Annotated in this window: 15 protein-coding genes and 1 pseudogene; 14 read left to right on the top strand and 2 right to left on the bottom strand. The window is 72.9% G+C overall.

The features are described from left to right. Window positions 1–238: 238 nt before the first annotated feature. From FRZ03_RS02590 to FRZ03_RS02545, 10 genes are all read left to right on the top strand, one after another. Entirely contained in the window at window positions 239–2167 is a 1929-nt protein-coding gene (locus tag FRZ03_RS02590) for a 2-oxoacid:acceptor oxidoreductase subunit alpha (protein ID WP_146463533.1), read from the top strand. After that, on the top strand, window positions 2160–3221 hold the full coding sequence (locus FRZ03_RS02585; protein WP_146463532.1) for a 2-oxoacid:ferredoxin oxidoreductase subunit beta: 1062 nt from the start codon (window positions 2160–2162) through the stop codon (window positions 3219–3221). The genes FRZ03_RS02590 and FRZ03_RS02585 overlap by 8 nt, the downstream gene beginning before the upstream one ends. A gap of 33 nt (window positions 3222–3254) precedes the next feature. Further along, window positions 3255–5225, top strand: coding sequence for an FAD/NAD(P)-binding protein (locus tag FRZ03_RS02580; RefSeq protein WP_146463531.1), 1971 nt, complete (start codon window positions 3255–3257; stop codon window positions 5223–5225). Window positions 5226–5245: 20 nt separating this feature from the next. Further along, complete coding sequence (locus tag FRZ03_RS02575) at window positions 5246–6757, top strand: class I adenylate-forming enzyme family protein (protein WP_146463530.1); 1512 nt, start codon at window positions 5246–5248, stop codon at window positions 6755–6757. A 93-nt stretch (window positions 6758–6850) separates the two neighbouring features. Further along, window positions 6851–7417 (top strand): TetR/AcrR family transcriptional regulator, encoded by a 567-nt coding sequence (locus FRZ03_RS02570; RefSeq protein WP_261398470.1) that lies wholly within the window; start codon window positions 6851–6853, stop codon window positions 7415–7417. A gap of 157 nt (window positions 7418–7574) precedes the next feature. Continuing rightward, window positions 7575–9005 carry an MFS transporter gene (locus tag FRZ03_RS02565; protein WP_146463528.1) on the top strand — a complete coding sequence of 477 codons (1431 nt, stop codon included), beginning with the start codon at window positions 7575–7577 and terminating at the stop codon, window positions 9003–9005. Window positions 9006–9058: 53 nt separating this feature from the next. Then, window positions 9059–10036 carry a quinone oxidoreductase family protein gene (locus FRZ03_RS02560; protein WP_146463527.1) on the top strand — a complete coding sequence of 326 codons (978 nt, stop codon included), beginning with the start codon at window positions 9059–9061 and terminating at the stop codon, window positions 10034–10036. 46 nt (window positions 10037–10082) lie between these two features. Further along, entirely contained in the window at window positions 10083–10700 is a 618-nt protein-coding gene (locus FRZ03_RS02555) for a pyridoxamine 5'-phosphate oxidase family protein (protein WP_146463526.1), read from the top strand. 268 nt (window positions 10701–10968) lie between these two features. Then, window positions 10969–11670, top strand: coding sequence for a ribonuclease HII (locus FRZ03_RS02550; protein WP_146463525.1), 702 nt, complete (start codon window positions 10969–10971; stop codon window positions 11668–11670). Between the two features lie 68 nt (window positions 11671–11738). Then, entirely contained in the window at window positions 11739–12368 is a 630-nt protein-coding gene (locus FRZ03_RS02545; RefSeq protein WP_146463524.1) for a hypothetical protein, read from the top strand. A 656-nt stretch (window positions 12369–13024) separates the two neighbouring features. Here the strand turns inward: FRZ03_RS02545 and FRZ03_RS02540 are convergent. Then, entirely contained in the window at window positions 13025–13639 is a 615-nt protein-coding gene (locus tag FRZ03_RS02540; protein WP_146463523.1) for a hypothetical protein, read from the bottom strand. 479 nt (window positions 13640–14118) lie between these two features. Between FRZ03_RS02540 and FRZ03_RS02530 the strand changes: the two genes are divergently transcribed. Beyond that, entirely contained in the window at window positions 14119–16278 is a 2160-nt protein-coding gene (locus tag FRZ03_RS02530) for a RecQ family ATP-dependent DNA helicase (RefSeq protein WP_146463521.1), read from the top strand. 694 nt (window positions 16279–16972) lie between these two features. Here FRZ03_RS02530 and FRZ03_RS39985 read toward each other — a convergent pair. Then, a pseudogene (locus tag FRZ03_RS39985) lies at window positions 16973–17146 on the bottom strand (TetR/AcrR family transcriptional regulator); the annotation flags it as partial. A gap of 432 nt (window positions 17147–17578) precedes the next feature. Between FRZ03_RS39985 and FRZ03_RS02515 the strand changes: the two are divergent. The 3 genes from FRZ03_RS02515 to FRZ03_RS39980 form a co-directional block, all read left to right on the top strand. Further along, window positions 17579–19255 (top strand): DUF4192 domain-containing protein, encoded by a 1677-nt coding sequence (locus tag FRZ03_RS02515; protein WP_146463519.1) that lies wholly within the window; start codon window positions 17579–17581, stop codon window positions 19253–19255. 119 nt (window positions 19256–19374) lie between these two features. Beyond that, window positions 19375–20133: an NUDIX hydrolase gene (locus tag FRZ03_RS02510; RefSeq protein WP_146463518.1), complete on the top strand. Its 759-nt coding sequence runs from the start codon at window positions 19375–19377 to the stop codon at window positions 20131–20133. Between the two features lie 131 nt (window positions 20134–20264). Then, a partial coding sequence (locus FRZ03_RS39980; protein ID WP_261398469.1) for an ABC transporter ATP-binding protein occupies window positions 20265–21791 on the top strand: 1527 nt, incomplete at its 3' end.

The raw sequence follows: 21791 nt of genomic DNA, 5'->3' as shown, positions 1-21791 counted from the left end.
GGCGTCAGGGGCGCGTCAGAGCCTCGGGCTTCCGTGGAAGGAGGGGTACCCGGCAGGGGAGCGGAGGGGGGAAGCGGGGAAGGAAGCCCTGACATGTCAGCGCGACACGCCGACTCGAAACGCCATCCAATCTGCGGATGACCTCGGGAAGGCGACCCTAACCGACGTAGGGTTGATCCTGGGATGATCCGTGGTGCGACCACGCCCCGGACAGCCGCCTCGAAGGAGGTCCAGTTCAGTGACCAGCCAGGTCAGTAGCCAGGCGGAGCAGGCCGACGGATCAGTAGTCGGGGAGCAGCGCAAACCGGGCGGCACGAAGGATGTGCGCCGCCTGGACCGGGTGATCATCCGGTTCGCGGGGGACTCGGGTGACGGCATGCAGCTCACCGGGGACCGATTCACCTCGGAGACCGCTTCCTTCGGCAACGACCTCTCCACTCTCCCGAACTTCCCCGCCGAGATCCGTGCCCCCGCAGGCACCCTCCCCGGCGTCTCCTCGTTCCAGCTCCACTTCGCCGACCACGACATCCTCACCCCGGGTGACGCGCCGAACGTCCTCGTCGCGATGAACCCGGCGGCTCTGAAGGCCAACATCGGGGACCTGCCGCGCGGCGCCGAGATCATCGTGAACACGGACGAGTTCACCAAGCGGGCCCTGCAGAAAGTGGGCTACGACGCCTCGCCGCTGGAGGACGGCTCGCTCGACGGCTACGGCCTCCACCCGGTGCCGCTGACCACCCTGACGGTGGAGGCCCTCAAGGAGTTCGACCTCTCCCGCAAGGAGGCCGAGCGCAGCAAGAACATGTTCGCCCTCGGCCTGCTGAGCTGGATGTACCACCGGCCCACCGAGGGCACCGAGAAGTTCCTGAGGTCGAAGTTCGCGAAGAAGCCGGAGATCATGGCGGCGAACATCGCCGCGTTCCGCGCCGGCTGGAACTTCGGCGAGACCACGGAGGACTTCGCGGTCTCCTACGAGGTCGCCCCGGCCGCCAAGGCCTTCCCGGTGGGCACCTACCGGAACATCTCCGGCAACCTCGCCCTGTCCTACGGCCTGATCAGCGCCTCCCGGCAGGCGGACCTGCCGCTGTTCCTGGGCTCGTACCCGATCACCCCGGCCTCCGACATCCTGCACGAGCTGAGCAAGCACAAGAACTTCGGCGTGCGGACCTTCCAGGCGGAGGACGAGATCGCGGGCATCGGCGCGGCGCTGGGCGCGGCGTTCGGCGGCTCGCTGGCGGTCACCACGACGTCCGGCCCCGGTATCGCGCTGAAGAGCGAGACGATCGGCCTGGCGGTCTCCCTGGAGCTGCCGCTGCTGGTGGTGGACATCCAGCGCGGCGGCCCGTCGACGGGTCTGCCGACCAAGACCGAGCAGGCGGACCTGCTCCAGGCGATGTACGGCCGCAACGGGGAGGCGCCGGTCCCGGTGATCGCGCCCAGAACTCCGGCCGACTGCTTCGACGCGGCACTGGAGGCGGCCCGGATCGCGCTGACGTACCGCACCCCGGTGATGCTGCTCTCGGACGGCTACCTGGCCAACGGTTCCGAGCCGTGGCGCATCCCGGAGTTGGACGAACTGCCGGACCTGCGCGTCCGGTTCGCCTCCGGCCCGAACCACACCCTGGCCGACGGCACCGAGGTCTTCTGGCCGTACAAGCGCGACCCCCGGACCCTCGCCCGCCCCTGGGCGGTGCCGGGCACCCCGGGCCTGGAGCACCGCATCGGCGGCATCGAGAAGCAGGACGGCACGGGCAACATCTCCTACGACCCGGCCAACCACGACTTCATGGTCCGCACCCGCCAGGCCAAGATCGACGGCATCGAGGTCCCGGACATCGAGGTGGACGACCCGCACGGCGCGAGGACCCTGGTCCTCGGCTGGGGCTCGACGTACGGCCCGATCACGGCGGCGGTACGGCGGCTGCGCGGGGCCGGCGACGCGATCGCGCAGGCGCACCTGCGCCACCTCAACCCCTTCCCGCGCAATCTCGGCGCGGTGCTCGCGCGCTACGACAAGGTCGTGGTCCCCGAGATGAACCTGGGCCAGCTCGCGACGCTGATCCGGGCGAAATACCTGGTCGACGCCCATTCGTACACCCAGGTCAACGGTATGCCGTTCAAGGCGGAGCAGCTCGCCACGGCGCTGAAGGAGGCCATCGATGACTGACACCGCGGGCGGACTGCTGCAGCTGGTCCCCAAGGCCGAGGCCAAGCAGTCGATGAAGGACTTCAAGTCGGACCAGGAAGTGCGCTGGTGCCCGGGCTGCGGTGACTACGCGATCCTCGCCGCCGTACAGGGCTTCATGCCCGAACTCGGCCTGGCCCGGGAGAACATCGTCTTCGTCTCCGGCATCGGCTGCTCCTCCCGCTTCCCGTACTACATGAACACCTACGGGATGCACTCCATCCACGGCCGCGCCCCCGCCATCGCCACCGGCCTCGCCACCTCCCGCCGCGACCTGAGCGTATGGGTCGTCACCGGCGACGGCGACGCCCTCTCCATCGGCGGCAACCACCTCATCCACGCCCTGCGCCGCAACGTCAACCTCAAGATCCTCCTCTTCAACAACCGGATCTACGGCCTGACCAAGGGCCAGTACTCACCCACCTCCGAGACCGGCAAGATCACCAAGTCCACCCCCATGGGCTCCCTGGACGCCCCCTTCAACCCGGTCTCCCTGGCCCTCGGCGCCGAAGCCTCCTTCGTCGCCCGCACCATCGACTCCGACCGCAAACACCTCACCGACGTACTGCGCGCCGCCGCCCAGCACCCCGGCACCGCGCTGATCGAGATCTACCAGAACTGCAACATCTTCAACGACGGCGCCTTCGACGCCCTCAAGGACCGCCAACGCGCCGAGGAAGCCCTGATCCGCCTGGAACACGGACAGCCCGTCCGCTTCGGCCCCGACGGCACACGCGGCATCGTCCGCGACCGGCGGACCGGAGACCTGGAAGCGGTCACCGTCACCCCCGAGAACGAGCCGGACCTCCTGATCCACGACGCCCACGCCGCCTCCCCGACCACCGCCTTCGCCCTCTCCCGCCTGGCCGACCCCGACACCCTGCACCACACCCCGATCGGCGTCTTCCGCTCCATCGAACGCCCCGTCTACGACGCCCGGATGAGCGACCAACTCGACACCGCCATCGAACAGAAGGGCAAGGGCGACCTGGCCGCGCTCCTCGCCGGCACCGACACCTGGACCGTCCTCGCCTGATCCCGCCCCCACCCACTTCGCAGGGAGACCGCCATGTCCACTCGCACCATCGACATCTGCATCGTCGGCGCCGGCCCCCGGGGCACCGTCGCGCTGGAACGCGTCTGCGCCAACGCGCCGCTGCTCAGCCCGGGCCAGGAGGTCCACGTCCACGTCGTCGATCCCTACCCGGTCGGCGGCGGCCGGGTCTGGAAGTTCGACCAGCCGCGCGAGCTGCTGATGAACACCGTCGCCGGCGACGTCACCGTCTTCACCGACCGGACCGTCACCTGCGAGGGGCCGCTGACCCCCGGCCCCACCCAGTACCAGTGGGCCCGGATGGTCGCGGACGGCCTGGTCACCGACGTCAGCGACGAGGCGAAGGCCGAGGCGGCGCACATGGAGGCCTGGTCGTACGCCTCCCGCGCCTTCCAGGGCGAGTACCTGGGCTGGTCGTTCCGGCACATCGTGGAGCGCGCCCCGGCCGAGGTGTCCGTCAGCGTGCACCAGACCCGGGCGGTCTCCGTCACGGAGGCCGCGGACGGGATGCAGGAGGTGCGGCTGGAGGGCGAGGACCTGCCGCTGCGGGTGGACGCGGTGGTGCTCGCCCAGGGCCACTACGACGTGGCGCCCACCACCCGTGAGCAGCACCTCATCGACTTCGCGGCCCGGCACGGACTGCACTACGTGGCCCCCAACAGCCCCGCCGAGGCGGACCTCTCCTGGGTCACGCCCGGCGAACCGGTCATCGTGCGCGGCCTCGGCCTCAACTTCTACGACTACATGATCCTGCTCAGCGAGGGCCGTGGCGGCCACTTCGTCACCGAGGGGGACGGCCTGCGCTACCTGCCCAGCGGGGAGGAGCCGGTGATGTACGCGGGCTCCGGGCGCGGCATGCCCTACCGGGCCCGGGCGGAGATCAAACAGGAGGTCGTACCCCGCTACAAGCCGGACTTCATCACGGCCACCGAGATAGCCGAGCTGCGGCTCGGCGCCGGCACCGGGCGCACCGACTTCCTGCGGGACCTGTTCCCGCTGGTGGCCAAGGAGGTCGCCTGGGTGTACTACCGGGCGCTGCTGAAGGACACCGCACCCGAGGCGCACGCCCGGCTGGTGGCCGAGTTCCCCGGCCTGAGCTGGGGCAGCCCCCGGATGGAGCGGCTCATCGAGGAACTGGTGCCCGACCCGGAGCTGAGGTTCGACTGGAAGCGGCTGGACCGCCCGGCGGACGGGATCGGCTTCGCCGGCCAGGCCGCGTTCCGGGACTGGATCACCGGCCAACTCGACGAGGACCTGCGGCACTCCAGGCTCGGCCCGGAGCGCAGCGCGGTCAAGGCGGCCGCCGCGGTGATGCGCGATCTGCGCGAGGAGGTGCGGGCGGTCATCTCCCACCAGGGCATCAGCGGCGCCTCCTACCGCGACCACATCGACCGCTGGTTCAGCGGCCTGAACAACTACGCGGCCAGCGGCCCGCCGGCCACCCGGGTCGCCCAGCTGCTGGCGCTGGTGCGAGCGGGGATCGTCGAACCGCTCGGCCCCCGGATGAAGGTGAGCGCCGAGGAGGACGACGGTGTCTTCCTGGCCTCCTCCCCGGACGTGCCCGGCACCGAGGTGCGGGCCACCGCGCTGGTGGAGGCGCATCTGCCGCTCACCGACGTCCGCCGGGCCACCGACCCGCTGCTCGCCTCGCTGCGCGCGGCGGGGGAGTGCCGGGCGCACTTCATCCCGGACGCCGACGGCGGCGGGTACGAGACCGGCGGTCTGGACGTCACCGAGTCGACGTTCCAGGTGGTGCGCGGCGACGGCACCCCGCACCCGGCCCGCTTCAGCTACGGCCCGCCGGTCGAGTCCGTGCAGTGGGTCACGGCCATCGGCGCCCGTCCGCACGTCAACTCCCGCACGCTGCTCCAGGGCGACTCGATCGCCCGTTCGTGCCTGCGCCAGGGCATGGCGCGACTCGCCCGGCTCGACGCCGACGACGCGGCCCGCCGCGAGACGGTGACCACGGTTCCGCTGGCCGGCTGACACCCCCCGAGGAGACGGCAATGATCACGCTTGAGGCTGTACGAGAGCATGCCGCGACGGCTCCGGACCGCGTGGCGGTCAGCGACGGGCAGGAGACGCTGACCTGGGCGGAGCTGGCGGACCGGGTGGCGGCGGTGCGCGCCTGGCTGACCCGCTCGCTGGACGCCGACGAGCCCAACCGGGCGATGGTGATCGCGGGCAACACCGTGCGCGTCGTGGTGGCCACCGCCGCGCTGACCTCGCTGGGCGTCCCCTGGGTGGGGGTCGACCCGGAGCGGGACGGCGCCACGATCGGTGAGCAACTGGCCGCCGTCGAGCCCACGTTCATCGTGGTGGACAGCTCGCTGCCGAACCTGCCGGAGGACTTCTGGCCGCGCTGGGGCGACAGGGCCGTACTGCTCGACCTGGTGGCGTTCCCCGCGTTCGACACCCGGGTCACGCACTACCTGGCCGCCGCCGAGGGCGAGCACCAGGCGGCGCCCTGGGTCCGACCGCCGTTCAGCGCCCTGGGATTCACCAGCGGCACCACCGGAACGCCGAAGCTGTTCGTGCGCCGCAAGCGCACCGAGAACCAGCGCGTCGCCTTCCTGCGGGACCGCTTCGCGTTCGGACCCGGCGACTCCTTCCTGATCACCTCGCCCCTCGCCTTCGCCTCCGGACACGTGTGGGCGGGCGCCGCCCTCGCGCTCGGCGCCGCCGTGCGGCTCGGCCCGCCGGACGCCGAGGCGGCCGTGGAGGTGCTGGCGTCGGAGCGGCTGACCGGCGCGTTCCTCGTGCCGCCGTTCCTCGACCGGCTGCTGGAGGTGGCCACCACCACCCACCGGGGCGCCGATCTGACGGCGCTGCGCTTCCTGCTCACCGGCGGCCGGCACATCAGCCCGCGCACCATCGAGCAGACCCGGGCCCGCCTCGGCGATCTGCTGTACGTGTACTACGCGACCACCGAGACCGGCATCAACACCATGGCGGACCCGGCCGACCTGGCCGCCGCCCCCTATGCGGCGGGCCGCTTCATGCCGGGCGTGACGGTCCGCGTGCTCGACCCGGACACCCTCGGCGAACTGCCGCCGGGCCGGGTGGGCTTGCTGGCCATCGACAGCGCGTACGCCATGGACGAGTACGTGCACCGGCCGCTGGACACCGTCGAACTCGCCGGCCGGCGGCACATCCTGACCAGCGACTACGGCTACCTCGGCGACGACGGGCGGCTCTACATCACGGCGCGCTCCGAGCCCCGCATCGACGTCGTGCGCGTCGAGGGTGCCATCAAGGAGGACCCGGCGGTGCGCGATGTGTGCGTCACCTCGGGCCTGGACGGCGCGGACACGGGCGCGGTCGCGGTGGTGGTGCTGCGGCCCGGACTGGCACCCGAGCTGCGGGATCGCGCCCTGGCCCGGGCCGGTGAGGTCCTCGGGCGGTTCGCCGGCCCGGCCAGGGTGACCGAGGCCGAGCGCATCCCCTACAACAGCGCGGGCAAGGTGGCGCTGCTGGTGCTGCGGGAGGAGCTGGCCGTGCGGCTGAGCGCCGCCTGATTTTTCACGGGAAAGAGCACGTCAGAGCCCCTGCCGGAAGTCGGCGGGGGCTCTGTCTTGCGCGCTGTACCTACTAGTATGTACAGTCGAGTCATGAAGGCGACGAAGGACCACCTCGTCGAAGCCGCGGCCGAGTTGCTCTGGGAGCGCGGCTACGCGGCGACCAGCCCGGCGATGATCCAGAAGCGCTCCCACGCCGGACAGGGGAGCATGTACCACCACTTCTCCGGCAAGGCCGACCTGGCCGTCACCGCCATGCGGCACTCCGCGGGCCAGCTGCGGCTCGCCACGGAGACGGCGCTGGACAGCGGCACGACGGCCCTGGAACGGGTCGGCGCCTACCTCGACATGGAACGCAACCCGCTGGCCGGCTGCCGTGTCGGCCGGCTCGTCCAGGACCCCGACGTCGTCGCCGACGACCGGCTGCGCGCCCCGGTGGAGGAGTTCTTCACCTGGCTCCAGCAGCGCATCGCCGACGTGCTCGCCGAGGGCGTGCGCAGCGGCGAACTGCGCCCGGACACCGACGTCGCGGCCATGGCCTCGCTCGTCATCGCCACCGTCCAGGGCGGCTATGTGCTCGCCCGCGCCCAGCAGGACCAGGCGGCGTTCCGCCGCGCCACCCAGGCCGCGAAGAGCGCCCTGGTCCACCTCAGGGCGTGACCCGACCGTCCGCCGCCGTCCCCGGGCCCGGGGGCGCGGCACCCCTCGCGATGAGGGTCACCGCTCTTCCGAACTGTCGCACCACCCCGCCGAACCCTCGCGCCACCCCGCTCGCCGGACCCCGCCCCGGCACCGCGTCCGAAAGAAGGTTCACCCCATGACCACCGTCCCCGACTCGCCGACGAGCACGGCGCGCCAGCCGATAGGCACGCCCGCCACGCCTGCCGCGCCGGTGCGCAGCGCGCGCCACACCGCCCTCGCCCTCGCCGCCGTCTGCCTCGGCTTCTTCATGATCCTGCTGGACGGCAGCGCCCTGAACATCGCCCTGCCCGCCATCGAGCGGGACGTCCACGGCTCGATGGCCGCCCTCCAGTGGGTCGTCACCATCTACACCATCCCGCTGGCCAGCATCCTGCTCACCGCCGGCAGCATCAGCGACCGCTGGGGCGCCCGCCGGCTGTTCGTCTCCTCGCTCGCCGCGTTCACCGCCGCGTCGCTGCTGTGCGCGGTCAGCCCCAACCTGACCGTCCTGGTGGTGGCCCGCTTCCTCCAGGGCATCGCGGCCGGCGGTCTGCTGCCCACCACCCTGGCGATCATCGCCCGCACCTACCCCGACCCCATCGAGCGCGCCAAGGCCATCACCGTCTGGGGCGCCACCGGCGGACTCGCCCTGGTCGCGGGCCCGATCGGCGGCGGCGCGCTGACCGAACTCCTCGGCTGGCGCTCGATCTTCCTCATCAACGTGCCCGTCGGCCTGATCACCCTGTACCTGGCCCAGCGCTACGCCAGTGAGACCCCCCGGCGCGAGGCCCGCGCCGCCGACCTGCCCGGCCAGCTGACCGGCATCATCGCCCTCTCCGCGATCGTCGCCTACCTGATCGAGGGCGGCTCGCTGGGCTGGCTCGCCCCCGTCCCGCTCGTCCTGCTGGCCGTCGCCGTCGTCACCGCGATCACCTTCGTCGCCGTCGAGTCCCGCTCCCAGCACCCGATGCTGCCGCTGGCCGTCTTCCGCCGCGCCGCGTTCTCCGCCTCCATCACCAACGGCTTCGCCTTCCAGTTCGGCGGATACGGCCTCCAGTTCATGCTCGCCATCTACCTCCAGCAGCAGTGGGGCCTGAGCGCCGAGAAGACCGGCGTGTACTTCCTGCCCTTCGGCATCGCCTGGGTCTTCGGCACCATCGTCCTCAACCGCCGCCTCGTCCACCGCGGACCGCGGTTCCTGCTGTGGACCGGTGCCCTGTCCTCCTTCGTCGGCAGCGCCCTGCTGCTCGGTGTCACCGACCAGAGCACCTGGCCGCTGTTCGCCATCGGCACCGGGCTGACCGGCCTCGGCTGCGGGGTGTTCTCGCCGAGCCTCAACGCCGCCGCCCTACTGGCCATCGACCCGGCCTACGCCGGCCTCGGCTCCGGCGTCCTCAACACCGCCCGCCAGGTCGGCATGGCGATGGGCGTGGCCCTGCTCGGCTCCCTGATCGGCATGCACGACACCATGCTCGGCCTGCGTGTGAGTGTCGTCCTGGTGGCGCTCTGCTTCTTCGCCATCATCGGCCTCAGCGTGGCGTACGTGCCGCGCAAGGAGACGGCCTGACCTACCCCGCCCCCATCCGTGAAACCAGCGACGAGAACGGCAAGGAGCGCCCCATGCGCGCAGTAGTGGCCGAGCGGCACGGCGGACCCGAAGTGCTCACCGAGACCGAACGCCCCGACCCCCGGCCGGGCCCCGGTGAACTGCTGGTCCGCCTGGCCGCCGCCGGGATCAACTACAAGGACGTCTACGAACGCGAGGGCCGCGCCGCGCCGCGCGCCCCCTTCGTCCCCGGCAGCGAGGGCGCGGGCACGGTCGTGGCCACCGGCGAGGACGTGACCGGGTTCGGGCCCGGCGACCGCGTCGCCTGGTGCGCGGCCCCCGCCTCCTACGCCGAACTCGTCGCGGTGCCCGCCCACGCCGCGGTGCGCGTCCCGGACGACATCTCCGACAGCGACGCCGCCGCCGTCATGCTCCAGGGCCTGACCGCCCACTACCTGACGACCTCCACCTACCGGGCGGCCGAGGGCGAGACCGCGCTCGTGCACTCCGCGGCCGGCGGCCTCGGGCAGCACCTGGTGCGACTGCTGGCCCGCCGGGGCGCCCGCGTCATCGGCACCGTCTCCACGCCCGGCAAGGCCGCCGCGGCCGAGGCGGCCGGCGCCCACCACGTCATCGTCCGCGGTGCCGCCGACGACCTCACCCGGGAGGTCCTCGACCGGACCGGCGGCAGGGGAGTGGACGTCGTCTACGACGGCATCGGCAAGGACACCTTCGAGGCGGGCCTCGCCGCGCTGCGGCCCCGCGGCATGTTCGTGCTGGTCGGTGCGGCCTCCGGACCCGTCTCACCGCTCGACCCGCAGTCGCTCGCGCCCCGCGGCTCGCTGTTCCTCACCCGTCCCACCCTGGTCGACCACGCCAGTGACCCCGCCGAACTGGCCGAGCGCGCCGCCGACGTCTTCGGCTGGCTGCGCGAGGGCGTCCTGAAGACCACGATCGGCGGCCGCTACGGCTTCGACGAGGCCGCCCAGGCCCACGCCGACCTCCAGTCCGGCACCACCACCGGCAAACTCCTCCTCCGGCCGGGGCACTGAGCTGCCCGCGGACCGGAGGGACAGCCGAAGGAACGGAGACGCGCCCATGACCCGTTTCGCCCGCATCGCGTACACCGACTCGGTCCGCGGCGTCCAGGAACGCAACGGCAGCGCCCAGGCGATGCTGCGGCAACTGGACGGCCCCGACGAACCCGACCCGCTCGGCCCGGTGGAGCAGCAGTTCATCGCCGAACGCGACAGCTTCTACCTGGCCACCGTCAGCGAGACGGGCTGGCCCTACATCCAGCACCGCGGGGGCCCGCCCGGCTTCCTCCACGTGCTGGACGAGCACACCGTCGCCTTCGCCGACGTGGGCGGCAACCGGCAGTTCATCACCACCGGCAACCTGCGGCACAACGACCGGGTCGCCGTCTTCCTGATGGACTACGCCTACCGAACCCGGCTGAAATTGTTCGGCCGCGCCCGCTGGCAGGACGCCGAAGAGGCCCCCGACCTCGCCGTCCGGCTCGCCCGGCCCCGCTCCGACGGCCGCCTGGAGCGGCTCGTCACCATCGCCGTCGAGGGCCTCAGCTGGAACTGCCCCAAACACATCACCCCCCGCTTCACCCCGGCCGAACTGGACGAGGTGCTGCAACCGATCAGGGACGAGATCACCAGGCTGAGGGAGGTGAACCGGGCCCTCGGCGCCGAGCAGGTGGAGTAATTCACGAGCGCGATCCTCGGGTGGGGCGAGTGCTCGTGGAGTCGGTCCGTCCGATGTGGGCGATTGCCGTTGCTCGGGCTTTGGTTGACGTTGGCCGGGCGTCGCCGACGCCCTCGTCCACCGAGGGCAAGCAGGCCGGTATAGAGTATGCGAAAGCAAATGTGATGGTCCGAGTTCCGGAATGGCGGTCTCCCTCGCGACGCTCCCGTTCCCGCGAGGGAGACCGGGGTGTCAAAGGGCGATCCCGGCGGCGTAACCTAAGGGCGCCATGCCGTACGAACCGCCTACACACACCGTCGAGCGCTCCCTGCGCGCCACGACCGGAGCGAAGGTCATCGCCGGTGTCGACGAGGTGGGGCGCGGCGCCTGGGCCGGACCCGTCACCGTCTGCGCGGCGGTCACCGGACTGCGCCGACCGCCCGCGGGCCTGACCGACTCCAAGCTGCTGACCCTCAAGCGACGCACCGAACTGGACGAGGTCCTGCGGGCATGGGTGACCGCGTACGCGCTGGGGCATGCTTCCCCCGAGGAGATCGACGGCATGGGGATGACGGCCGCGCTGCGGCTCGCCGCGGTCCGTGCCCTGGAAGCCCTGCCGGTCCGTCCCGACGCCGTCATCCTCGACGGGAAACACGACTACCTCGGTGCCCCATGGCGGGTGCGCACGGTGATCAAGGGCGATCGGTCGTGCGTCGCCGTCGCGGCGGCCTCCGTGATCGCCAAGGTTCAGCGCGACAAAATGATGGCCGAACTGGGTGTCGACCATGCAGACTTCGGGTTTGCGGACAACGCCGGGTACCCGTCGCCCGTGCACAAAGCCGCACTGGAAGAGCGGGGCCCCACCCCGCACCACCGTTTGTCGTGGGCGTATCTTGATGCGCTGCCCCAGTGGCGGCATCTCAAGAAGGCCCGCACTTGGGCGGACGGAAACGTTCCGGAGATCGAGGGGCAGCTCGGCTTCGATTTCTGATCGTTCCGCTCGCACTGATGTGCCACCCCGTCGTCAGTGCCGCTTCAACGTTTGATAAAAATCAGCTCATGCCTCTCATTCCCGAGGAGCCTCAGATTCACGAGAGTGCCCAGGGTCCCCGCGCCACGCCGGCCAGCGGCCGCACCGCGCCGACCCCTCGCCCCGTACCCGGCCCCCGCCCCGCGGCGCCGTCCCGCCCCGGTCGTCCCGGCCCTCAGCGGCCCACGCCGCCGGTGCAGCGCATACCGCGTGACGTGGCTCCGGCCAAGCCGGGCCCGTCCGGTCCGGCCGCTCCCGCCGCCGCGGCCGGTCCGCAGATCCAGCTGATCCCGGCCTCGGCCGAGGGTGCGCTCGACGCCGCCGAAGAGGCCGTCGACCTGTTGCTGGACTCGGGCCGCGCCCCCGGCGACGTACTCGTGATCACCACCGGTGCCCGGCACCCGTGGGCCGAGCACGAGCTGTCCTTCGGCGAAGCGTCCTACTGGGCGCAGCACGACGCCGGTGACGACGTCTTCTACACGGACGCCGCCATCGCCTCCCGTGCCGCGTCCCGCCCGGTGGTCGTCGTGGCCGTCAACGGGGGCCCCGCCTCCGCCGTCGGCACCGTCCTCCCCCTGGCCCACTCCCGGGCCGGCGCCCTGCTGATCGTCTGCGGCGACCCGCAGCAGATCAACGGGGTGCTGGGCGCCGGCGTCTGAGCCACGCGCCCAGCCCCCCCGGAGACCCGGACCACCGGGGCGCCCGGGGGCCGGGGCTCGGCACGCTCGGGCGAGGAGCCGTCCACGCGGTCACCGCACGGAGCGGCCTTCGGCGTGCCCGGACAGCGGAAGCGCCGTGCCGGATCACCCGGGCAGGAGTGACGGCCGGGCGGGGCGCCGGCCCGGGAGGCCGTACGACCATCGGGTCGGGCCCACCGAGTCGGCCGCGCCCGAGCGCTCCGACTGCCCCGCCCTGCGCCCCGGTCGGTGCGCGGGACGCCGGGAACGGAAGGGGGGCCTTCCGTCGGCGGCGTCCGGCCGGCACCGAGCGGAGCGCCCGGCGGGGCACGAAGCCGGTGCCGTACGTCCATGGGCCGGTCCGTCGTCCCGGGGGCTGTGCCTCCGCGGGCCGCCGGTCGGCCATCCGAGCGGGTGGCGTGCTCCTGCGGGCGGTCCGCTCGGTGCCGTACGTCCATGAGCCGTCCGGTCGTTCCGCGCGGGTGCCGTACGTCCGTGGGCCGGCCCGTCGACCTGAGCGGGTGCCGTGCGTCCGTCGGCGCGTCCGGAGCAGGCGTCGCGCGTAGGCGTAGCGGTCCGGGTGCATCGGTCCCGAGCCGGTGTCGCCCGTACGCCGGCCGGTCCGGGTGGTCGCCCGCTCAGCGGGCCGCGGCCCGGCGCAGCACCTCGGAGACCGGTCCGCCGGTGCGCGGCGCGGGCGGCGGGGCGTCCGCGGTGGCGAAGGGCTCCGGCGCCGAGTGGGCGTTGGGGCGGCGACCGCCGCGGCCCTCGCCCAGCACGTGCCACCCGTCATGGGTCAGCGTGATGTACGCCCCGCAGCGCAGCCCGTGCAGTGTGCAGGCATCGCGCAGCCCCCACATCCAGGCGCCGTCCTCCTCGGTCCAACGCGCGTCGCCCTCGCGGCAGTAGAGCAGGACGGCGGTGCGCACCGGGGTACGGCGGCGCAGGTCGTGCGGAATGACCCGGCGCAACTGGGACAGCAGGGCGTTGCGCAGCATCCAGCCGTCCGCCGGGGCGCCGCGACGGGTGAACGAGGCGCTGGCGCGCAGCCGCTCGTCCGGATCGAGGACGGCCACGATCGCCGTGGACGGCCTCGGGTGATGACGCGCGTGGAGCCCGCTGACGACCTCACGCGGGTTGCGCAGCAGGGGGATCTTGGCGGCGGCCCACTCCGCCGGCTCCAGCAGGCGGCCCGCGGAAGCGGTGGAGGTCGACAACGAGGCCGCCGAGGACGAGGCGAATCCGAAGGTCACGTTCCTCCCTTCGGCTACGCGCCCACACAGCGGGCGAGGTCGGATTCGGGAGCGCGCACCGCAGTGGAGCCCAGCCGGATCGCGGACGGACCGTGCGGGGAGCGGATCTCAATTCTTCCTGTCGAACTGGGATGCGGCAACGAGCAATTGGGGACGCCGCCGGTTATCGGATGGTGCGTGGCTTATATCCCTACCCACAGGTCAGGCCGCTGACGCATGGACCCCGGGCCGGACGTCGGCGACATCGTCGCCGTACGCCACGGCTCCCGGCAGCGGCAGCCGCCCGGTCCCGGCGATCCCCGAGCCCGGCGACTGGATCGGCCGGGGCCTGCCGCCCGAGGCGACGGTGACCGCGCCCACCGGTCCGGGCCTGGCGTCGGCGGCCCCGAGTGCCCGGCCGCAGGGCCCGCGGTGGGGCATGCCGTCCGTCACACGGGGTGAAGTGGCCGATTGTCCTTGCCGTCGGGTTGCATGGGGGCATGAACGATCTGGAGCTGCGTGCCGAAGCCGACGCCATCCTCGCCGAGCTGGTCGGTGATCCGACGGGGGCGGCGCGGCTGCGGGAGGACCAGTGGCAGGCGGTGGCGGCCCTGGTGGTGGAGCGCCGTCGCGCGCTGGTGGTGCAGCGCACCGGGTGGGGCAAGTCGGCGGTGTACTTCGTGGCCACCGCTCTGCTGCGCCGACGCGGCTCCGGGCCCACGGTGATCGTCTCGCCGCTGCTGGCGTTGATGCGCAACCAGGTCGAGTCGGCGGCGCGGGCCGGTATCCATGCGCGGACCATCAACTCGGCCAATCCGGAGGAGTGGGAGACGATCCACGAGGAGGTCGACCGCGGTGACGTCGATGTTCTCCTGGTAAGTCCCGAACGCCTCAATTCCGTGGATTTCCGTGAGCACATGTTGCCCAAGCTCGCGGCGACGACGGGCCTGCTGGTGGTGGACGAGGCGCACTGCATCTCCGACTGGGGTCACGACTTCCGCCCCGACTACCGCAGGCTGCGGGCGATGCTGGCCGAGCTCGCCCCGGGGGTGCCGGTGCTGGCCACCACGGCGACCGCCAACGCCCGGGTCACGGCGGATGTGGCCGAGCAGCTGGGTACCGGTGCCGGCGAGGCACTGGTGCTGCGTGGCCCGCTGGACAGAGAGAGCCTGCGGTTGGGCGTGGTGCGGCTGCCGGACGCGGCGCACCGGATGGCATGGCTGGCCGAGCACCTGGACGAGCTGCCGGGCTCCGGGATCATCTACACGCTCACCGTGGCCGCGGCCGAGGAGGCCACCGCGTTCCTGCGGCAGCGCGGTCTCGAGGTGGCCTCGTACACGGGCCGGACGGAGAACGCCGACCGGCAGCAGGCGGAGGACGATCTGCTGCACAACCGGGTCAAGGCACTGGTGGCCACCTCCGCGCTGGGAATGGGCTTCGACAAGCCGGACCTGGGCTTCGTGGTCCACCTCGGTTCGCCGTCCTCGCCGATCGCCTACTACCAGCAGGTGGGCCGCGCGGGCCGCGGTGTCGAACACGCGGAGGTGCTGCTGCTGCCGGGCAAGGAGGACGAGGCGATCTGGCGCTACTTCGCCGAGACCGCTTTCCCCCCGGAGGAACAGGTGCGCCAGACCCTCGCGGCCCTCGCCGAGGCGGGTCGGCCACTGTCCGTGCCCGCCCTGGAAGGCTCGGTGGATCTGCGGCGCAGCCGGCTGGAGACGATGCTGAAGGTGCTGGACGTGGACGGCGCCGTGCGGCGGGTGAAGGGCGGATGGACGGCCACGGGTTCCGGCTGGGTGTACGACACGGAGCGGTACGCACGGGTGGCCCAGCAGCGCGCGGCCGAGCAGCAGGCGATGCGCTCCTACGTCACGACCTCCGAGTGCCGCATGGAGTTCCTGCGTCGCCAACTGGACGACGAGGAGGCGGCGCCGTGCGGTCGCTGCGACAACTGCGCGGGCGCCTGGGCCGACCCCGCCGTCTCGGCGCAGACCCTGGCGGGGGCGACGAAGGAGCTGGGCCGCCCGGGGGTGGAGGTCGAGCCGCGCCGGATGTGGCCGACGGGCATGCCCGCACTGGGCGTGGACCTCAAGGGACGTATCCCGGCCCAGCAGCAGTGTTCCACCGGCAGGGCGCTGGGGCGGCTCTCCGACATCGGCTGGGGCAATCGGCTGCGGCCGCTGCTGTCCGAGCAGGCGCCCGACGAGCCGGTCCCCGAGGATGTGCTGAAGGCCGTGGTGACGGTCCTCGCGGACTGGGCGCGCTCCCCGGGCGGCTGGCTGTCGGACGGCCCGGACGCCGTTTCCAGGCCGGTGGGGGTCGTCGCGGTACCGTCCCTGACCCGCCCCCGGCTGGTCGCGTCCCTGGCTCAGGGAGTCGCGGACATCGGGCGTCTTCCTTACCTGGGCAGCCTGGCGTACACCGGCACGAGCGGCGCGCACGCGGCACGACGCAGTAACTCCGCTCAACGACTCCGGGCACTGGCCGGCGCCTTCGCCGTCCCCGAGGACCTGGCCGACGCCCTGGCCCGTACCCCAGGGCCGGTCCTGCTTGTGGACGACCGCACCGACTCCGGCTGGACCCTCGCGGTCGCCGCTCGCCTGCTGAGGCAGAAGGGAGCCGACCAGGTTCTGCCGCTGGTGCTCGCCGTGGCGGGCTGACGACCGAGTCGGCCTGTACCCGGCGTACACCCGACTGGAGGCCCCTCCGCCGCGGGCGGCCTCCCGGACCTGCTCGGCCTCGGCCGGGTTGCCCTGCGGCCCGTACATGCGCTCGCGGTAGGTCATCGGTCCATTGGTTCATTGGTCCATCGGCTTATCGGTCCAGGTCACGCCCGCCCCGACGAACAGCGCGCCACTCGCGTCATGCCGCCGCCCCCGGCCCGGCCTCCCGCGGATCCCCTGCCGGCCGGGTCACCCCGTCCCCCGCGGCCGTCCGGCGTCCTGGCTCCGTCTCGTCCAGCTCCCAGTAGTGCCGGCACTCCTCGCACCGGACCCCGTCCACGAGGACCTCGTCCTCGCCGTTCGGGCAGTCCGTGCCGTCCCCGCGGCCAGCGCATGTTTCCTCGAAGTCCCCCATGGACCGACCGTGCGGTGCGCCTGCTGCGGTCGTGGAGAGGGCATACAGGGCGTATGGGTGCTCGAGAACGGCAGCACGCCACGGCACCCGGCAGCAGCTTCACCGGCTTCCGCCGACGAGCGAGTACTCGACGCCGACCGGTGTGGTCGGCAGCGCTTTCCGCTGGACCGCAGACCTGCCGGGGGAGGGGCGGCAGCCGGCTGTGCCGCCGTGCACGCCCACCGTCGAGGGTCCCCACAGCGACGGAAGCTGCGGCCGGGGCGCTCCATACGTACTTCAGGGTGCGGGTGCGGTGAGATACCGCTGGATCGTGGGGCCGACCCAGTCCACGATCTCGTCGCGGCCGAGTGCCACGCTCGCCGGGAACCGCAGGGCGTAGCGCGTCAGTGCGCGTCCGAGCACGGTCGCGGCGCCCGGTGCCGCTCGTGTCTGCGCCTGCTCCGGATCGGGGCCTGGGCGGCCGGAGAAGCCCTGCCCTCTTCTGCGCGATCGTGTATCCGCCACGCCGCAGACTTCCGAGGATGCCGACCAACTTGCCACGCGCAAGCCCCTCTTGACGGGTATTCACCGCCCCTGCACCCCTCGGCCTGAGTGTCGATCCGCGTGCCAAAAGACGGGCAGTTCTCTCCCGGCACGCGCATGGAGGGCCGCGGAGGCACTTGCTTCCGCGCCCTCGATGGACATCTCGTAGAGGCCGCCCGTGCCCGGAGATGCCCGTTGCTCGTGTGCTCGTGCTCCATGCGTTCCATGCAACAGGACGGGGCCGACGAACGGGTCGGCCGGCCACGGATCTGTGGACAACCGCCGGAGCGTTGTCGTGTCCCTGATTCGAGTTGTCCACAGGCCCCAGCGGAAATGAAAGATCCGCGAGATGGTCGGCGCATGACGAATCACAGCGAAACCACCGGATCCTTCGAGAACAGTGGCATCCCGGGCGAGGAGTCCCCGGCCGATCCGTCCGCGCACACCGAGCAGGTGACCCTGCGCACCCCCGCCGAACTGGCCGACGCCCTGCCCTACCTGCTGGGCTACCGCCCGGAGGACAGCATGATCCTGGTCGCCCTGCACGACCGCGGCGGCAAGGGCAGGTTCGGCGGCCGGGCCCGGCTCGGCATCCCCGAGCACGAGGAGGACTGGGAGGAAGCCGCGCGGCAGCTGGCCCGCGGCCTGGTCACCGGCAGCGAACGGCGCGGCGCCAGGCCCGAGCAGATGGTGGCCTACGTCTGCCAGGAGCCGGCCCCGGGAGAGACCGGCCGCGATGTCAAACGCAGGCTCGCCCGCCTCGCCCATCTGATGCGCGTCCAGTGCGGCGACCTCGACGTGCCGGTCATCGAGGCCCTGTGCATCTCGGACGGCCGCTTCTGGTCGTACTGCTGCCCGGTCGGGGACTGCTGCCCTCAGGACGGCACGCCGATGGGCCTGCCCGGCACCTCCGTGCTCGCCGCCGCGGCCACCTATGCCGGCTTCCAAGTCCGGGGCACGCTGAAGGAGTTGCGCGCACGACTCCAGCCCTGGGAGACCACCGCGGCGCTGGAGCAGGAGATGGCCCTGGACACGGCCGGCATGGACCTCGTGCCCCGCATCCTCGACGAGACGGGTCGCGCGCAGGTGGCCGAGGAGACCCTCGCCCTCGCCCGGCGCCTCGTCGACCGCCTCGCGGCGGCGGCACCGGTCGCCGGGGCGCTCCCGGCCGACCTGCGCGACGACGGCCTGATCGGGCATGACGAGGCGGCCCTGCTGATCCTCGGCCTCCAGGACCGCAACACCCGCGACCGGGCCGCCGCGTGGATGGAGGGCGATGTGGGCCAGCCGGCGCTGCGCCTGTGGCGCGCCCTGGCCCGCCGCTGCGTCGGCCCCTACGGCGAGCACGCCGCCGCCCCGCTGACCCTGGCCGGCTGGGTCGCCTGGTCCACGGGTGACGAACTCGAGGCCCGCGAGGCACTGGCCATGGCCCTCGGCGCCGACCCGGACTACCTCTTCGCCCGCCTCCTGCACCAGGCCTGCAACGAAGGGCTCGACCCGGAGTCGATCCGCCGGTGCCTGCGGGGGGAGCGGGTCGGGGAGGCGCCGGGCGCGACGCCGGAGCCGTCCGGGACCGACGCGCGACCCCGGGAATCCGTGGAGGAGCCGAAGGACACGGAGCCCGCGCGGCGCACGAAGACCAGGGAACCCCTGGAGGCGGTGGCGCCCGCGGAGCCCGTGAAACCCACGGAGCTCGACAGGCCCATGAAGTCCCTTGAGCCGAGCGCGTCGGGACCGTCCGCCGAGCCGGAGGCCGGCACGAGCGGCCGCCGGCGCCGCCGGATGCGCTCCGCGACCACCGGCGGCGAGGGCCCGCACACGACCGGGACGACCACGACCCGTACGACCACGACCCGTAGGGCAGAAGGACGGCGCCGGCCCGCCGGCTCCCGGCCGACCGCCGACCAGCCTCCGAGCCGTGCCGCCCGGCACCCGGGTAGCACACGTACCCGCGCCAAGGGCCCGGACGGGACCGCGGTCACCGGCGCTCCGGTGGCGGGTGTGTCCCGGGAACCGGAGGTGGACGATGCGGGATGATCACCGCCTGACCTGGACGGGATCACAGCCCGCCGCCCATAATCCGACGAAGCGGAAGCATCGCGTGCGGGACCGGTCAACGACGTGTTTATCGTCAGGCAGACGACTATGATCGCGGCATGTCCTACGACCCGTCAGCCTTTCCGCCCTTCGCTGTCACCGTGGACCTGGTCGTGCTGACCGTTCGCCGTCATTCGCTGTGCGCGATGGCGGTGCGCCGGGGCGAGCCCCCCTTCCAGGGGCGATGGGCACTGCCCGGTGGCTTCGTGCGGGCCGACGAGGACCTGTCCCAGGCGGCGGCGCGCGAGCTGGCCGAGGAGACCGGACTGCGGGCGCACGACCCCTCGGCCCCCGCGCAGGACAACGGGGCGCACCTGGAGCAGCTGGCCACCTACGGAGACCCCGACCGGGACCCCCGCATGCGCGTGGTCAGCGTCGCGCACCTGGCGCTCGCCCCCGACCTGCCCGCACCCCGCGCGGGCGGCGACGCCAGCAACGCGCGCTGGGCGCCGGTCGAGGAACTGCTCCAGCAGGGCGGTTACGGCCGGGACGGCGAGCCCGTCGCGCCGCTGGCCTTCGACCACGCACGGATCCTCGCCGACGGCGTCGAACGGGCCAGGTCCAAGATCGAGTACTCGTCGCTGGCCACCGCCTTCTGCCCGCCCGAGTTCACGGTCGGAGAGCTGCGCCGGGTGTACGAGGCCGTGTGGGGGGTGGCCCTCGACCCGCGCAACTTCCACCGGAAGGTCACCGGGACCCCCGGGTTCCTCGTGCCGACGGGAGGTACGACCACACGCCAGGGCGGACGCCCCGCCCAGCTCTTCAGGGCCGGCGGTGCCACCCTGCTCAATCCCCCGATGCTGCGTCCCGAGGTCTGACCGGCGCGGCGCCGGTCGGCGGGCCTCTGTTACACCGAACGGTGGACAGGGACGGGCTCGGAGGAGCGGCACCCGCCCATCAACCCCCCCATACACGAAAAAACCGGACATCGCACGCTATCTTGCTGCAGGTGATCCAGGCCTTCGGACTGACCAGCACCCCCCGCAAGGCGCAGCCGCCCGCCGTCGACGACGTCTCCTTCGAGGCGCGCGCCGGGCAGATCACCGTGCTCCTGGGTGCCGCCGGCGCGGGCAAGACCACGACATTGAGGCTGATGCTCGCCCTGGAGCAGGGGCGTGGCATCACCTACTTCAGGGGGCGGCCCCTGCATCGGATCGCCCATCCGGCGCGGGAGGTCGGCGTGCTCCTCGGCGATGTGCCGGGGCATCCGGCCCGTACGGTCCGCGGTCATCTGCGCATGCTCTGCGCGGCGTCCGGCGTCCCGGCACGCCGAGCCGACGAACTTCTCGAAGCCGTCGGCCTCGTCAGCCTCCGCGAGGAGCGCCTCGGCACCCTGTCGCGCGGCATGGACCGCAGGCTCGGCCTGGCCTGCGCCCTGCTGCCCGACCCGCACGCACTCGTCCTGGACGAACCCACCGACGGTCTCTGTGCCCGGGAGGCACAGTGGCTGCACGACATGCTGCGTGCCCACGCCGACCGGGGCGGCACCGTGCTGATGGCCACGGGCGACCCGAGGGAGGCCGCCCGCACCGCCCACCGAGTCGTCACCCTCGATGCCGGCCGGCTCGTCGCCGACCAGGAGGCCGGGGAGTTCGCCCGCACCCGGCTGCGACCGCGCGTGGCCGTGCGCACCCCGCACGCCCGGCGCCTCGCGGCCGTGCTCGCCAAGGAGGCCCGCACCGGCCGCCGTTCCGTCGAGGTGGTGCACGAGGGCGGCAACCGCCTCTCCGTGTACGGCACCACGACCGCCGACATCGGCGAGACGGCCTTCCGGCACGGCATCCTCGTCCACCGACTCGCCGACGAGGTGGGCGACATGGGGCCCGGCGTGGACAGTGGACCCGGTGCGGACGGCGGCGCGACCGGCCGCGGACCGGGAACCCCCGGCACACCGCCGGGCAGGACCGGGACCACGCCCGGTTCCAGGCCCGGCTCCGGGTCCGAGGAAGGGCGCGCGACGACGAAGAGAGCGAAGATCGCGTTCGGCTTCTCCGTGCCGGACCCGTCGCCGCGGGCGCGGCGGGCCGACCTGGTCGCGTCGGTCGGGCAGGCCCGTCCCGCCGGGTCCGGGTCCAGCTCTGCCGGGTCAGGGTCCGGGTCCGCCGGGCAGGCCGGGTCCACCGGGCGGACGAGGGCCATCGGGCGGGCCGGCGCCGCCGAGGACGGGCAGCCCGCCTCCCGCCTGCAGGAAGCGGTGGCGCGGGTGCGGACCGTCCGTGACGAGCGGGTGGCTTCCGAGGAGGCCCCCGCCCGCCGCTCCGCACCCGAGCATCCCGAGTCGCGGCGGCGCACGACGACGGCCGGCACCGGGGCCACCCCCGCCTCCGGCGAACCGCATACGAAAGGGCCGCGGGCCATCGGCGGCCGTATCGCCGCGGCGGGCCTCTGCGCCCTCCGCGTCCGCCTGCCCGGAGCCGGAAAGTCCGGGGTCGGGCCGTCACGGACCACGCGCGCCGACGCCCGTACCAGCACCCGG

This window comes from Streptomyces misionensis (genome assembly GCF_007896895.1).
Taxonomy (GTDB): Bacteria; Actinomycetota; Actinomycetes; order Streptomycetales; family Streptomycetaceae; genus Streptomyces; species Streptomyces misionensis_A.
The sequence above is the reverse complement of the archived record's forward strand: the minus strand, read 5'-3'. Positions and strand labels throughout refer to the sequence as shown.